Origin of the sequence: Synechocystis sp. CACIAM 05, from assembly GCF_010222815.1 — a bacterium.
GTDB lineage: Bacteria > Cyanobacteriota > Cyanobacteriia > Cyanobacteriales > Microcystaceae > Synechocystis.
In genome coordinates, this window is sequence record NZ_CP019225.1 from 532,424 (window position 1) to 546,590 (window position 14,167).

Consider the following 14,167-nt stretch of genomic DNA (forward strand, 5'->3'; position numbering starts at 1 on the left):
ACCTGAACCTGAACCCGAGCCGGAACCCGAGCCGGAACCGGAACCTGAGCCTGAGCCGGAACCCGAGCCGGAACCCGAGCCGGAACCGGAACCTGAGCCTGAGCTTCCAACTCCTCCCATACCCGTCGAACCTCCAACTTCTCCAGATGTTGAGGAAATTGATGATGAGAGGCAAATATCGTTTGATATTGAGCGTTCTACTGTTACCAATACCCCCAGCTTGGAAATTCAGAGCCAAGATACAGTTCCCGGCATTAATACTTTCAGCGCCAATGTTGGGGTTAACATCCCCACTAATCAGGTTGTTTTACAACAGCAACTAAATGAAAACGTAGAGGAAAGTATTTCTGCACAATTCACTAGTCACCTCAATTTAAATATTGATATTGAATTGGTTAATCCCGTTGATGTTTTGCAGGAATTAAATCTCAATACCGGGGTAAATTCTGCCTTGGTTTATATCTATTTCTATCCTCCAGGAACTGCAGGGAAAAATCTTCCTGAATGGCAACTTTCCTCTGATAGTGAGCCGGCTATTCCCCCTGTGGCCCCCTATGCTAAGGTCAGTCATTGGCAGATGGCATCCACTGAGCAACTGATTATTCCTCCTAATAATGATCCGCGGCCGGACGATCAATTGGTAATTGTGGTAGTTACGGCAGACGGTATTGCTAGTCCCATTCCCCTTAACGTTAGCCGCAGGGAAGTAATCCGCCAGGTGGAAATGTTAAACCGAAATCTAACGGCGGCAAATCGAGACGATAATTACCAAGGCCAGGCATCCCAGTTATATGACTGGTTTATCAAGCCAATTAAACCGATTTTGGAGAATAAGAAAATTGAAAATATTAGCTTTATTCTCGACCGGGGCTTGCGTTCTCTGCCCATGGCCACCATGTACGATCGCCAGTCTGGGCAATACTTGATTGAGGACTATAGCGTGGGGCTGATGCCCAGTTTGAGTTTGACGAACCGGGATTATGCGCCCCTAACTGGGGCCCAGATATTGGCCATGGGAGCGGAAGAGTTTGCTAACCAAAGTCCATTGCCGGCGGCGGCGGTGGAGGTAGACACCATTACCAATCAACTCTGGCGGGGTAGTGCTTTCCTCAATGACCGGTTCACGGTGAATAACTTTGTCCAGTCCTTGGCAACTAAGGAGTATCGTCTAGTACATTTAGCTACCCATGGTGAATTTTTACCGGGTAATCGCAATAATTCCTTTGTGGTTTTCAGCGATCGCTCTTTGGATTTAGACGAATTTGCTAACGTGGGCTTGGATAAACCCATTGATTTGATGGTGCTGTCGGCCTGTCGCACTGCGGTGGGAGACTTTGACGCTGAATTAGGCTTTGCTGGCCTGGCGGTGAAAACTGGAGTCAAAACGGCGATCGGGAGTTTGTGGTATGTCAGCGATGAAGCTACCTTTGCTCTGATGACTAGTTTTTATGATCAACTTCAGCCAGCCCCCATCAAGGCCAAGGCCCTACAGCAGGCCCAACTAAGCCTGCTCAGAGGAGAAATTCGGGTTGTGGACGGTAATCTAGTCCTTGGGGATGGTACAAATATTTCCTTGGCGGATTTACCAGCTGATATTCGACAACGCTTAGCAACTCAAGATTTAAGTCATCCCTATTTTTGGAGTGGCTTCACCCTAGTGGGCAGCCCTTGGTAACGAGAAAATAATTTAATCAAGCCATTGTGTCAATTCAGTTCACTTGTTGACCATAATGGGGCTTTCTTACTATGGCTAGGGTCACTGGAGGGACCAATCCGTGGTCATAATGGAGGCGAAGTCAAATTACCCAAAAATCATGTCCTTTGCTAATGCTGATACTCCCCCCCAGGTCGTTGTGTTGGGGGCCGGAGCCTGGGGTTCTAGTCTTGCCTACGTGCTGAATAACAATGACATTCCTACCCAAGTTTGGTCTCGCCGATCGCCGCAGAGCCTAGAATCCATGGTGGCTGGAGCGGATGTAATTGTCTCGGCGGTTTCCATTAAGGGGGTACCATCGGTGGCGGCCCGGTTGGAGGCCATGGACCTCCAGCGGCGGACTATTTTGGTGACGGCCACTAAGGGTTTAGATCCAGAAACCATGACTACCCCTTCCCAAATTTGGCAAGCTGCCCTTCCTTCCCAGCCGATCGCCGTTTTGTCGGGGCCGAATTTATCGAAGGAAATTGACCAGGGTTTACCGGCGGCCACGGTGGTGGCCAGTAGCGACCAAGCCGCAGCGGAGGAAATTCAAACCATTTTTGCCGCGGATAACTTCCGGGTTTACACCAACAATGATCCCTTGGGTACGGAATTGGGTGGCACCCTGAAAAACGTCATGGCGATCGCCGTGGGAGTATGCGAAGGGTTGGGGCTAGGCACCAATGCTAAATCAGCGTTAATTACCAGAGCTTTACCAGAAATTACCAGGGTGGGGTTACATTTTGGGGCCCAACCGGATACCTTTTGGGGTTTAGCCGGACTAGGAGATTTATTGGCCACCTGCTCTAGCATGCTCAGCCGTAATTATCGAGTGGGTTATGGTTTATCCAAAGGTCAGTCCTTAGAAGAAATTTTGGCCAACCTGGGGGGCACCGCCGAAGGGGTCAACACCACCGACGTACTAATCAAAATTGCCAATCGAGAAAAAATTGCTGTGCCCATCACCCGGCAGGTTTACCGTTTGCTCCATGGAAAAATTACCCCTCCCCAGGCAGTGGAAGCATTAATGGAAAGGGAATTGAAAGCGGAATTTGAAGATTTTGATCTTTAACTCCTTGTCTATTGGGCCAGAACAGCCATCATTGTGAGGTTGTTAACCGTAATCCTAGAATCAGCAGATCCCGTTCCTGCCCCCCCAACTCCGCCACCTTGGGCAATAGACCCCACTGCTCAAAACCATGGCGTTGAAACAAACGAATACTGGGCTGATTATGGGCAAAAATGTATCCCAGCAAAGTTTTCAGCCCCAACTGGGGGGCTTTGGCGATCGCCGTTTTGAGTAAATACTGCCCCAAACCCCGATGATGCCAGAGGGGATCGAGGTAAATGCTCAACTCCGCAGTGCGGTGGTAAGCCGGGCGACCATAAAACCGCTGAAAACCCAACCAACCAACTATTTGCTTGTGCTCCGTTACCAACACCCAGAGAGGATAGGTATCTGGTCCATGGTCCGCAAACCACTGACGACGGCTTTCCACCGTAATCGCATCGGTATCGCCGGTGGCCACATTTTGGGGAATGTTGGCATTGTAGATAGCAACAATAGAATCTAAATCCGTAATGGTGGCATCCCGTAGGAAAAGGTCAGATGGGATCACAGCAATATTTTAGTACTTGCGGGTTGGGTATGGTCACTGATCTAAATGTTAATGGGATTTGCGATGGTTTCCGTCATTTCTAGGCGATCGCCAGAATGGAGCCGCAAAAAATGGTAGCGAAAAATACATTTTCTAACTACTTGACTCTTTACGATGGATAGTCGACGCAGCGCAAAATCGTAATTTATCTGACTGCACTAAGGAGAAAAAATGGCCAGAACCCCCCAGGAAGTCCTCAAGTGGATCCAAGACGAAAACATTAAGATTATCGACCTCAAATTTATTGACACGCCGGGAATTTGGCAGCACTGCTCCTTCTATTACGACCAACTTGACGAAAACTCCTTCACCGAAGGTATTCCCTTTGATGGCTCCAGTATCCGGGGGTGGAAAGCCATTAACGAATCCGACATGTGCATGGTGCCCGACCCAAACACCGCCACCATCGATCCTTTCTGCAAAGAACCCACCTTGTCTATGATTTGCAGCATCAAGGAGCCCCGCACCGGGGAATGGTATAACCGGGATCCCCGCACCATTGCGGCCAAAGCCGCTGAATATCTCCGCGGTACCGGCATTGCCGACACCGTTTACTTTGGCCCCGAAGCCGAATTTTTCCTCTTCGATGATATTCGCTTTGGCCAAACGGAAAACTCCAGCTACTACTTTGCCGACAGTGTCGAAGGGCGTTGGAACACTGGTCGGGAAGAAGAAGGGGGCAACCTCGGCTACAAACCAGGCTACAAACAGGGTTATTTCCCCGTGGCTCCCACCGACACCGCCCAGGATATCCGCACAGAAATGTTGCTCACCATGGCGGCCTTTGGCGTTCCCATTGAAAAGCATCACCATGAAGTAGCTTCCGGTGGTCAAAACGAATTGGGCATCAAGTTCGACAAGTTGGTTAATTCCGCGGACAACTTGATGATCTATAAATATGTGATCAAAAACGTGGCCAAAAAGTACGGCAAAACCGTTACCTTTATGCCCAAGCCCATCTTCAACGATAACGGTTCTGGCATGCACGTCCACCAATCCCTCTGGAAAGATGGCCAGCCCCTCTTTGCTGGGGACAAATACGCCGGCTTTAGCCAGATGGGTCTGTGGTATATCGGCGGGATCTTGAAACATGCCCCCGCTTTGTTGGCCTTCACTAACCCCACCACCAACTCCTACAAGCGCCTAGTGCCCGGTTTTGAAGCCCCCGTTAACTTGGCCTATTCCCAAGGTAACCGTTCTGCTTCCGTGCGGATTCCCCTCTCCGGTGGTAACCCCAAGGCCAAACGTCTGGAATTCCGTTGCCCCGACGCCACCTCCAATCCCTATCTGGCCTTTGCCGCCATGCTCTGTGCGGGCATTGACGGGATTAAAAATCAAATCGATCCCGGCGAACCCTTGGATGTGGACATCTACGACCTCAGCCCGGAAGAATTGGCTAAGATTCCTTCCACCCCCGGCTCCCTGGAAGCGGCCTTGGAAGCGTTGGAAAAAGACCATGAATTCCTCACCGGCACTGGTGTATTTTCCCCTGACTTTGTGGAAAGTTGGATTGAGTACAAACTGGACAACGAAGTTAACCCCATGCGTCTGCGCCCCCACCCCTACGAATTCTCCTTGTACTACGACTGCTAAATTAGTCCACCCCTAGTTTAGTTTGAGAAAAAAGCCCGTGCTCGTCTTGGGCGAATAGACCTAAGTGTGTTTTCAATGCCCCCTAGCTCTAAGCTGGGGGGTAACTAATAGGGACGGGGGCACGATTATTTTTGTCTCTGCTGCTACATTATCGTCACATTTTATTGTCATATTTAAGCGTCTAGACTTAGGCAAATTCTGCCACTTAAAAGATTCCATATCAGAAAATACCCCCAAGGGTAAATAGCTAGTTGACAAGATTTTTTCGCCGCCATACTCTGTACGGTCATTGACAGGATTAAAAACCAGATTGATCCCGGCAAACCTTTGGATGTGGACATCCACGACCTCAGCCCGGAAGAATTGGCCAAAATTTCTTCTACCCCCGGCTCCCTGGAAGCTGCTTTCGAAGCGTTGGAGAAAGACCATGAATTTCTCATCGACACGGGGGTATTTTCCCCTGACTTTGTGGAAAGTTGGATTGAGTACAAACTGGACAACGCAATTAACCCCATGCGCCTGTGTCCCCACCCCTACGAATTCTCCTTGTACTACGACCGCTAATTTGCTCCATTCCTAGTTTGAGAAAAAAGCCCGTGCTCGCCTTGGGTGAATAGACTTAAATGTGTTTTCAAGGCCCCCTAGCCCTAAGCTGGCAGGTAGCTACTAGGGACGAGGGCACGATTATTTTTGTCTCTGCTACTACATTATTACTATCATGCTTAAGCGTCTAGACTTAAGCGAATTCTGCCACTTAAAGGATTATATGTCAGAAAATACCCATAAAGGTAGATAGCTAGTTGACAAGACATTTGCCTTAATCTAGACTACGTAGGTGTGAGACTATCTTAGGTTGCTGGTCTGGTGTGGGTAGTGCCTACGTCGGTGGCAGAAGAAGTTGAGATTTTTCAGACTTCGACCGAAAGAAGCTCGTTGACATAAGCCGACCTCTCGTACATTTTTATTCTTCTGCGAACTTATGAAAACGAAAAATTTAGCTTTTCTGGGCCTGTTGGGGGCCGCTGGCGTTTCCTCCATGGCTTTTGCCCCATCTGCTGAGGCTGTCATCATGCAGTTCGTCATACCAACCACTAACTTTGACTTTACAGGTGCCCCCCCTGGTACATCAGGTAATGTTAGTGGATCTTTTCGATACGACACTGTGACCGGTCAGTTCTCGTCGATTAATATAGTAACTTCTGCTGCTAGTAGTGCTAGTCCATTGTTCAACTTTTCCTCCCGCACCTACGATCAACTTTCTACTCTTGGCGGTGATCAGGTTGGTGCAAGTTTCAGAACAGCCGCTTCTAATCTCCAAAGGTTGAGCATGTCCTTTGGTCCGCCACTTGACGAAACCCCCTTTCCGTCAGGCAACATCTGGTCATTTGGAGCATCAGAATCACAGGGCTCCTTCTCCAGATCTACAAATAACATTCAAGCCGTCGGCACTCCTGTTCCCTTCGAGTCTGACGCTTTTCCCGTCGTAGCAAGCGGTGTGTTACTCGGTGCTGGCTTCTGGCTCAAGCGCAAACGGGACATGGCTAAAGTACAATTGCCTGTTTCCCTGCCCCAACCTCCCGAGATGGTTGCGTCCGCCGCTGAATAGGCCAGTGAACCTTGATATTTTCTTCCCAGACAAAAAACGGTTCCAGTATTTTGGAGCCTTTTTTTTGCCTACTTACAAAAAACCATTTAATATAGCAAAGAGTGAGTTATTGGGGACACGTTTAATTTCAAAACGCTTATTCTGAGAGGGTTTCAGTAACTGTTAGTCCTAACCGTCTCGGTCTTTGCTATACCAAATCATCAAATACATAGATGTCATCGCAAAAAGACCTCTTATTAAGGGCAAATTGAGAGATACTTATTAATCTGTTGCTCTAATTTAATCAATTATTATAAGACGGAAATAGATATTCCGGCATTTAATCAGGTGAGTGCAAATCGTATCTTAGAGCTAGTTTCAAAAGTTGAGTCTTGTCTGTTTAATCCCCCCTTAGGAAAGGGTGAACTGTTACAAAAGTCCCCCTTTTTACGCCGTAGATTTAGGGGGATAAATACCTAGCCTTGCACTTTTCAAATACTTTCTTATTTCTGTCCTTTGTCAAAGGAAAATTAAATATTCATAACCTAATTTAACATGCCTAAACTGGTGAACTTGATCGACAAACCACGAAAACTTATTAAAGAATTTTTCACTTCTATCCAATCCCTCTTTTGGAAAGTAAAAATCAACGACTCCAGCTATCAGTACGAATTTCTCAGCCGAGCAGGCAGAGTTTTGCCGTTGGTGGGCTACTCGATGATTTTCATGACCCTGATTGATTGTGCGGCGGTGGTTTTCCCTCCCAATTTCCTCAACCCAGAATGGGAACTGTCCACCCTTTCCGCCCTGTCCGACCAATCTTGGGCTTTTCTAATTGGCATTGGTTTTGTGCTGACTGGCTTTTTCCATGGCGGTTTGAGTCAAGTTAGGCGGATTGAACTGCGGCTTATTTTTGCCATCCGTTGGTTTTTACTGCTCTGGGCCCTACTGTTCCTGCTGGCATTACCCCTGGTTTTGGTCAACACCAACCGCATTGTTGGCCAAATTAAAACCGAATTTACCCGCCAAACCCAAGCCAGCCAAGAACTAATTGGCAACGTAGAAACCAACCTCGACCGAGTAACGGATAAAAATCAACTTTTGCAAGTGGCCCAGACCCTAGGCGTGCCTATTCCCAATGCCGACGTAGCCAGTGTGGGGGAAATTCAAGCAACTATTCGCGAACAATTGCCTCAGATTAAAGAACGGGTACCCAAAGACGCAGCAAGGGGGCAACGGGAACGGTTCGCTGTTCTCTTTAAACGTTCGGCCCGATTGGCTTGTCAATTAATTATTATCATCATCGTGAATACTCTAGTGTGGTTCAAAACCCGGCGGGTTGGATTCCTTGTCTTTTAAGCTGGCCCAACGGTTAGGAATTTGGCCTTGGGGGTTTCTGGGATGGTGTTTGAAGAGCCCCCCGAACTTCCAAGGGCAGAAATGTAAACTATCATTCCCCGACATTGCTGTCGTTTGGGTAGATCAATCCAGATTTTTTGATATCTTCTGAAAAAATCAGGGATTAGGCTGTGGACTTATCATAGTTATTAATGCCACCCTGATGCCGATGAAATCTCCCCTGCGTCGCCTATTACTTTCCCCCGTACTGCCAATTCTCATCGGGGCTGGGCTATCGGTAATGACTGTTCATACTTGGTTTTTTCTCTACAACCAAGTTCAACAGCGACTGAAGCAGGTTTTGACCAATCGCCTAACTAACATTCACGAACAAATTGAAAACCAACTCAATATCCATGTCGACCAATTGGAGCAGATGGCAGCGCGTTGGGAGCGATCGCCAACGGGAACGGAGCAAACAGATTGGAGGTTAGATGCCAGGGCCCAGGCAGAAGGCTTCGATGGGTATCAGGCGATCCAATGGGTAGATTCAAAGTTTGTGGTGCGGTGGGTTGAGCCATTGCCCGGTGATGAACAAGACATTGACTATGCCAGCCAATATCCCCAGCTAATTCAGTCCCTAGAAGTAGCTGCCCGGGAAAAAAATACCATCCTCAGCGGAGTGGTGGATTTAGACCAAGGAGAGAAGGGATTTTTCGTCTATGTCTCCCTATTTATTGGCGATAGGTTTGACGGTTTTGTGGTGGGGGTTTTCCAGCTCGATCAGTTCATAGACTCCGTTCGTCCTCTGTTCGGCAATAAACCAGACCAGGATAGTAGTCTGCGGAGTTTCGGTCTACGCATTTTTGAAGACAATCAACTTATATATGACGATGTCCCGGCCTATTGGCAGCAGGACGTTGTAGCGACCCAGGAACTGAGATGGGCTAACTCATTGCCCCAGGCAGAAGTTATGACTAGCCGTTGGCAACTGCAATTGGTGCCTGGCCCCATCCTGCTGGACCAGTATGGTTCGTCTAAATGGACTTTGTTCAGTGGCTTGCTTATGGCCTGGGCCGTGGCGATCGCCGTTTACTATCTGCAAAAAAGCACTAAACATGGGGAAAAACTAAGCGAATTAATCAAACAACAGCAAAAAGTTGAAGAGTTTTTAAAATCCACCCTCCAGGAATTGGCCGTACAAAAAACGGCCTTGGATGAAGCGGCCATTGTGGCTATCACCGATACCGAGGGAGTCATCACCTACGTCAACGATAAATTTGTCGAAGTCTCTGGCTATAGTCGGGAAGAACTGATTGGCAATACCCATCGTTTGGTCAGTTCTGGCTACCATTCCCGGGAGTTTTTTCAGCAGTTTTGGCAAACCATTAGGGCGGGAAAAGTTTGGCACGGGCAAATCAACAACAGAGCCAAAGACGGTAGCACCTATTGGGTTGACAGCACTGTTGTGCCTTTTTTGGATGACAACGGCAATCCCTATCAGTACCTAGCCATCCGCTTTGAAATTACTTCCAGCAAACAGGCGGAAAAAAGTTTGCGCGAAAGTGAAGCCCGGTTTCGCATGATGGCGGACACCTCCCCGATTATGTTGTGGGTGGCGGACCAGGACAAAAAAATGACCTTTGTCAATCAGTCTTGGTTGGAATTCCGGGGGGCTACCCTAGCGGAAGAAGCGGGCAATGGCTATCTAGAAGGCATTCACCCCGATGATAAGGGCCATTACTTAGGGGTTTATTCCCAGGCCTTTGGCGATCGCCGACGTTTTGAATTGGAATATCGCTACCGCAGGGCAGACCAGCAATACCGTTGGATTGTCAATGTGGGGGTGCCCCGTTATCTCGAAGACGGGAAATTTATGGGCTACGTGGGGTCTTGTCTAGATATCACTGACCGTAAACAGGCCCAGGACATCCTCCAGAAAAAGCTTAATCAAATCCTGTTAATGCGGAAAATTAGCCAGGAAATCCGCCGGAGCTTACAACCGACCTTAATTTTCCAAACCGCCGCCCGTCAAGTGGGCAATGTCTTTGCCGTGAGCCGTTGCCTGATCCACAACTACTCGGAAGCCACTACTCTACAGGTGCCCGTGGTGGCGGAGTATTTAGGGGGACAATTTACTTCCCTGTTAGCCGGAGAAATTGCCGTGGAACAAGCCTATAATCCCACCATCATTCAAGGCGATCGGGCCATGGCTGTGGTGGACCTAGACCAGGATTTAAACTCCAACCACACCAAAACATTTTACCGACGGTTCCAGGTCAAATCCTTTTTGGCAGTGCGGACTTCCTATCAAGGTAAAGCCAACGGGATCATTGCCCTGCACCAGTGTGACCGACAACGGGTTTGGACAGCGGACGAAATTGAGTTACTAGAGGCGATCGCCGAACAAATGGGCATAGCCCTAGCCCAAGCCGCCCTACTGGAAAAGGAACGGGAACGCCGTCGGGAATTGGCCCAGAAAAATCTGGAATTAGAAAAAGCTACATGGGCCGCCGAAGCCGCTAACCGTGCCAAAGGTGAATTCCTGGCCATGATGAGCCATGAAATTCGCACTCCCATGAATGGAGTCATTGGCATGACGGAATTGTTGATTATGACCGACTTAAATCTACAGCAACTAGATTACGTCCAAACCATTCGCCAGAGTGGAGAAACCCTGCTGACCATCATCAACGATATCCTCGACTTTTCTAAAATTGAAGCCGATAAACTGGTGTTGGAAACCCAAGCATTTGAACTGAGACCCCTAATTGAAACGGTGCTGGAAATGTTTGGTCCCATTGCCAGGGCTAAACATTTGGAATTGACCTATGGCATCGACCCCCAAACCCCGGCCCGCATTTTGGGAGACCAGGTACGATTGCGGCAAATTCTCTCCAATTTGATCGGCAATGCCCTCAAATTCACCGAAAAGGGGGAAGTAGTGCTGACGGTGAAAGGGGAACCCTTTGATCCCGCTGAGTCTTACCACACTATTTTGAATTTACCCCACCCCAGCCATCGCATCTGTTTTAATCTGCGGGATACGGGCATTGGCATACCGTTGGATCGGCAAGACCGTCTGTTCAAGTCCTTTAGCCAAGTGGATTCTTCCACCACCCGGAAATATGGTGGCACAGGATTGGGTTTAGTCATTAGTCAACGCCTGACCCAGATGATGGGAGGGGTGCTGACGGTGACCAGTGAACCGGGGGTAGGTTCCAATTTTCGTTTCTGCATTCTGACCACAGCCCAGGCCCCCGCCCTAGCGGAAGCTGATTCGGTGCAACAGATGAAGGGTAAACAAGTTTTGATTGTGGATGATAACGAAACTAACCGGCGGATTCTGCAGGATCAATGCCAGGCCTGGGGGTTGGTGTGCCATTGCTTCACCAGTGGGGAATCGGCCCTAGATTGGTTTGCCCGTTGCCAAAACTTGGATGCGGCCATTTTAGATTTACAAATGCCCAATATGGACGGCATTACCCTGGCTCACCATCTACGACAATTTGCCCAGGGCAAGGATCTGCCCATTATTCTGCTTTCCTCTGGGCTAGTGGCAGGATCGGAAGAATTGTCCGTATTTAAGACGGTGCTCAATAAACCAGTGCGTCAATCCTTAATCTTTGACAGTTTAGTTAACATTTTTCAGGGGTCTATGAATCTGGCTGATTACGCGCCACAGTTTGATCAGTTAGATTTACCGGAGTTTGTCCCAGACGGGGATGGGCTCCCCACAGAAGATAACGCCACCAGTCTACAACCGGCCCTACAAATTCTCTTGGCAGAAGATAATCTGGTTAATCAAAAGGTAGCCCACCAGATGCTCAATAATTTGGGTTACCCGGTGGCGATCGCCAACAATGGCCAGGAAGTAATCGATGCCTTGGAGAAAAAATTCTATGATTTGGTCTTGATGGATATGCAAATGCCGGTAATGGATGGCATAACGGCCTGCCGCCACATCCGTCAAACCTTGCCGCCGGAACGTCAGCCCCGCATTGTGGCCATGACCGCCAATGCCATGCCGGGCGATCGCCAAGAGTGCTTGGATGCTGGCATGGACGGCTATATTAGTAAGCCTATTTCCATTAGCCAACTACGAAAAGTACTACAGGATACTCCAGCCCTAACCACTTCCCCCCAGGCTGAGGAAAATATTTCTACTCTAGGGGACAAAATTACGATTGTGGAAGAACAAACTATGGTTAAACCCACTAATGTAACCGAGTCTCCCCTTGACCCCACGGCGATCGCCTTTTTACGGGACGACCTCTGTGGCGGCGACCTGACCCTATTCGGGGAAATGGTGGCGTGTTACTGCCAGGAAAGCCAAAAGCTCATAGAAGAATTAGTACAGGGCTTAGAGGTGGAAGATTTTGCCGTGATCAGACGCACTGCCCATTCCCTCAAATCCAGCAGTGCTTCCCTGGGAGCCCAACAATTGTCCACTTTTTGTCAACAACTAGAAAAGAATGCTGGATCAGGTAACCTAGGATTAGGGTCTCCCCCTCAGTTGGTTGACCGCTGTCGACAATTACACATCGCCGTGGTGGAAGCCCTTGCGCCCTTCACCATTTCCTCGCCATGAATCTGCCTAAACCAACAGAAACCCAGGCTGCAACCATTTTGGTGGTGGACGATGACGGTTTTATGAGGATGCAACTGCGGGTTTATTTGCAAAAGGAAGGACACCGGGTGGAACTGGCGGAAAATGGGGAAGAAGCCCTAGCCAAATTTGCCGACATCAAACCAGAGGTGGTGCTACTGGATGCCGTAATGCCCGTCATGGACGGCTTTGCCTGCTGTCAGGCTCTGATGGAAACCTATCAAAATCCTTCTCCATTAGTGTTAATGATCACAGGGCTAGATGATGAAGCCTCGGTGGATCGGGCTTTTGAAGCGGGGGCGATCGACTATGTGACCAAACCCATTCATTGGGCGGTGCTGCGGCAGAGAGTAAAACGTTTGCTCTATCAAAGCCGTCTGCAATATCAACTAGAATCCGTTAACCAAATGTTGGAACGCTTAGCTAAGGTGGATCAACTTACCCAGTTGGCCAACCGTCGTCAACTGGAGTTATTTCTCGACACAGAATGGTCCGAAGCAATCCGAGAACAGTATCCTTTTTCTATTCTGTTGTGTGACATAGATTATTTCAAAAACTATAACGACCATTATGGTCACCAGGGAGGAGATGACTGTTTACAACAGGTAGCTAAGGTCTTAACCAAGATGGTGCACCGTCCCAAGGATTTGGCCGCTCGCTACGGCGGGGAAGAATTTTTAATTGCCCTGCCCAACACAGACCTCCAGGGGGCTACCCACATCGGTGAAGACATCCAGGCAGAGATTACCCGTCTAGCCATTCCCCATGCCCAATCGGCGATCGCCGACCATGTCACCCTGAGCATTGGTTGTGCCAGCACCATTCCTTACCTAGGCAGCAGTTGGAGCAAGTTGGTGGGGGCCGCGGATCAATATTTGTACGAAGCTAAGGCCCAAGGGCGTAATCGTTTAGTCAGTGGTCGATGGGGGGAAGAACCCATGGGATAATCAGGCCAACACTACTCCGACCTATTTTTTTGATGAAATTTTTTACCGCTATGCGCGACGTTCTCATTAGTCTGACCGTTGTTACTTTTTTTAGCTTGGTGTTAATTTCCGTGGCCATTTTTGGTAAATCTTCTCCGTCGGCGATCGCCGCTCCCCAGGAAGTTAACCCAGTCCAAATTGCCCAAGCTTCTGCCCTACAAACCCCGGAACCATCTCCCATGACTGCCGAAAATTCCGCCAATATTGTCACCACCGAATCTGGATTGCAATACATCGATGAAGTGGTAGGGGAAGGCCCCAGCCCCACTAAAGGCCAAAAAGTAGAAGTACACTACACTGGCCGCCTCACCGACGGCACTAAGTTTGATAGCTCCGTTGACCGCAATAAGCCCTTTACCTTCACCATCGGCGTGGGTCAAGTGATTAAAGGTTGGGACGAAGGGGTGGCCACCATGCAAGTGGGTGGTAAGCGTAAACTGATCATTCCCCCCGATTTAGCCTATGGCTCCCGGGGAGCGGGCGGTGTAATTCCCCCCAATGCCACCTTGGAATTTGAAGTGGAATTGCTTGGTATTAAGTAGTTTTTGGCGGATTTTTGTCCTAGAACGGAACTGGATAAGCCCCCTTGCTTCCTAATTTTGGGGAAAATCAAAATCCCCAGTATGGCGGGAGTTTTAGAACTTGTTTGAAAAGCCCCCCTGACCCCCCAAATTTGGGGGGAAACAGAGGCGAAATCCCCCA

The 14,167-nt window shown here is 48.9% G+C and carries 9 protein-coding genes and 1 pseudogene; 9 read left to right on the forward strand and 1 reads right to left on the reverse strand.

The annotated features are described in order from the left end of the window. Positions 1 to 1,675, forward strand: a 1,675-nt coding sequence (locus tag BWK47_RS02510) for a CHAT domain-containing protein (RefSeq protein WP_162327447.1), incomplete at its 5' end; no start/stop codon positions are given. Between the two features lie 139 nt (positions 1,676 to 1,814). Continuing rightward, a complete protein-coding gene (locus BWK47_RS02515; RefSeq protein WP_014407073.1) occupies positions 1,815 to 2,768 on the forward strand; it encodes an NAD(P)H-dependent glycerol-3-phosphate dehydrogenase in 954 nt (317 codons plus the stop codon). 28 nt (positions 2,769 to 2,796) lie between these two features. Here BWK47_RS02515 and BWK47_RS02520 read toward each other — a convergent pair whose 3' ends face one another. Further along, a complete protein-coding gene (locus tag BWK47_RS02520; protein ID WP_010871682.1) occupies positions 2,797 to 3,315 on the reverse strand; it encodes a GNAT family N-acetyltransferase in 519 nt (172 codons plus the stop codon). A gap of 210 nt (positions 3,316 to 3,525) precedes the next feature. On the opposite strand from BWK47_RS02520, the gene glnA reads away from it, so the two are divergent. The 7 genes and pseudogenes from glnA (at position 3,526) to BWK47_RS02555 (ending at position 14,007) form a co-directional block, all read left to right on the forward strand. Next, positions 3,526 to 4,947 (forward strand): type I glutamate--ammonia ligase, encoded by a 1,422-nt coding sequence (gene glnA / locus BWK47_RS02525; protein WP_010871683.1) that lies wholly within the window; start codon positions 3,526 to 3,528, stop codon positions 4,945 to 4,947. Between the two features lie 264 nt (positions 4,948 to 5,211). Continuing rightward, positions 5,212 to 5,511 (forward strand): annotated as a pseudogene (locus BWK47_RS02530) (type I glutamate--ammonia ligase); the annotation flags it as partial. 415 nt (positions 5,512 to 5,926) lie between these two features. Next, entirely contained in the window at positions 5,927 to 6,553 is a 627-nt protein-coding gene (locus tag BWK47_RS02535) for a hypothetical protein (protein ID WP_162327448.1), read from the forward strand. A 534-nt stretch (positions 6,554 to 7,087) separates the two neighbouring features. Beyond that, positions 7,088 to 7,891: an HpsJ-like protein, cyanoexosortase A-associated gene (gene hpsJ-A, locus BWK47_RS02540; RefSeq protein WP_162327449.1), complete on the forward strand. Its 804-nt coding sequence runs from the start codon at positions 7,088 to 7,090 to the stop codon at positions 7,889 to 7,891. A gap of 208 nt (positions 7,892 to 8,099) precedes the next feature. Then, a complete protein-coding gene (gene hik14, locus BWK47_RS02545) occupies positions 8,100 to 12,461 on the forward strand; it encodes a high salinity-induced biofilm formation sensor histidine kinase Hik14 (protein WP_237269759.1) in 4,362 nt (1,453 codons plus the stop codon). Then, a complete protein-coding gene (locus tag BWK47_RS02550) occupies positions 12,458 to 13,426 on the forward strand; it encodes a response regulator (protein WP_162327450.1) in 969 nt (322 codons plus the stop codon). The genes hik14 and BWK47_RS02550 overlap by 4 nt, the downstream gene beginning before the upstream one ends. Further along, the gene (locus BWK47_RS02555) at positions 13,402 to 14,007 is read left to right on the forward strand and encodes an FKBP-type peptidyl-prolyl cis-trans isomerase (protein WP_162327451.1); all 606 of its coding nucleotides are present in this window, start codon (positions 13,402 to 13,404) and stop codon (positions 14,005 to 14,007) included. Before BWK47_RS02550 ends, BWK47_RS02555 begins: the two co-directional genes overlap by 25 nt. Positions 14,008 to 14,167 lie beyond the last annotated feature (160 nt).